The organism is Thiohalocapsa sp., from assembly GCF_019695415.1.
Classification (GTDB): domain Bacteria; phylum Pseudomonadota; class Gammaproteobacteria; order Chromatiales; family Chromatiaceae; genus Thiohalocapsa.
Map to the genome: position 1 here is coordinate 1 of NZ_JAIFKJ010000140.1, position 1,566 is coordinate 1,566.

At 65.3% G+C, this 1,566-nt stretch carries 1 protein-coding gene; it reads left to right on the forward strand.

From position 1 onward, the window contains the following. Positions 1 to 491: 491 nt before the first annotated feature. Positions 492 to 1,292 carry an IclR family transcriptional regulator gene (locus tag I6U14_RS03530; RefSeq protein ID WP_296896925.1) on the forward strand — a complete coding sequence of 267 codons (801 nt, stop codon included), beginning with the start codon at positions 492 to 494 and terminating at the stop codon, positions 1,290 to 1,292. The last annotated feature ends 274 nt before the right edge of the window (positions 1,293 to 1,566 follow it).

Consider the following 1,566-nt stretch of genomic DNA (forward strand, 5'->3'; position numbering starts at 1 on the left):
CCCCCCGCCCGCGTCCGCGCCCGTCAACACCCGCGCCCTGCGCCCCGAGCTCCCCGGCGGGTTCACCGTCCTCTCCCTTGCCATGTACGCCACCTGCAACGGACGCCCCGCCACCAAACCCGCCGACGTCAACGTGTTCGACTACCTCCCCGTCCCCATCAGCGGGAAATGAAAGCACCGGCCTCCATATCGGGCCGAACGCCCACGAGCGGTTTCAAGGCGGCCGGACCGACGTCCCGGGCGGGCGTCCGGCCGTAGACCCGTCGAAGCCGCCCCAGGGGCCTCAGGCCCGATTCACCCTTGGAACGGCGCAACTCGGGCTGCCCTTGACTGACGGAAAAGCCGTATGATCGGAGCAAGCTCAAGTCGATGCAGGCCATGGTTTTGCGCAGCCCGATGAATGGCGGTCACTTGTAGAAACTCAAAGCTCAAACGTTGGGACAGTAGTGAAATAACTGTAGTATGCATATCACCATGACAGGACGAACAGCATGAGCTACGAATCTCCCGCGGTGACCAAGGCGATCCGGGTGGTCGAGTTGCTTTGCGAGAGCCCTGTGCCGTTGTCACAGGCCGAGATCGGCCGGCGGCTTGGTCTCAACGGCAACATGACCTTCCGATTGCTGCGGACGCTCGAGCGGGCGGCGTGGGTGGTCAAGCACGAAAGCGGCGGCTACACGATGGGCCTGCGCCCGTTCCACCACACCAGCAAGCCCGTGGCGCGGCTGGACATTCGGGCGGCCGGCGCGGCACCGGTGCGCGATCTGTGGCAGACGACCGGCCAGAGCACGTATCTCGGCGTGCTCGACAACCTGCACGTGCTTTACCTCGAGCATCTCGACGCCACCGGGCCGCTGAAAATCGCCGCCCAGGTCGGCGGCCGCTACGAACTGCACTGCAGCGCCCCCGGTAAGGTGCTGCTGGCCTACGGGGGGGCGGCGCTGTTGGACCGGGTCATCGCGGCTCGACCCCGCAAACACACCGATCAGACGATCACCACCAGGCAGCGGCTCAAGGCGGAGCTGCGCCAGGTCGCCGAGCAGGGCTACGCGCTCGATCGCGAGGAGTACGCCGACGGGCTGATGTGTTTTGCCGCGCCGATCTGGAACTACGAGGACCGCGTCGTGGGGACGGTCGGCATCTCGGTGTTGACGCTGCACTACAGCATGGACCAGATGACCGTCGACCTGGGGCCGAGGGTATTGGCGGCGGCGACGGCGATCTCAACCGCGCTGGGCAGCAGCGTCACCGGCGAGGCGGCTGAGCCCCTGACCATAGAAGGTACATCATGAAACAACGAACATTCGGGCCCGAACGAACTCAAGTCTTGTAGAAGCTGACCCCCTGCTGGGCAAGGTGTAACTCGAAGGCATGGCGGTAGTTCAGTGCCGACAGTGCCGACCCTGTTAAGCCATGGCCGGTGTTGGCACGACGCAGGCCGGATCAGCGCGGCGTGAGGGGGCGTTGGGCCTGCTGCGGCGCAGCCACGTTTAATTCGTACCGCAGCCCGGAATCGCGGCGATCACTGCATTCGAGCAACGGCGCTTCGAGGGTGAACGAACCGTA

Coding starts and splice junctions, on each gene's coding strand:
- I6U14_RS03530 (WP_296896925.1), top strand. CDS start 492: ATGAGCTACGAATCTCCCGCGGTGACCAAGGCGATCCGGGTGGTCGAG.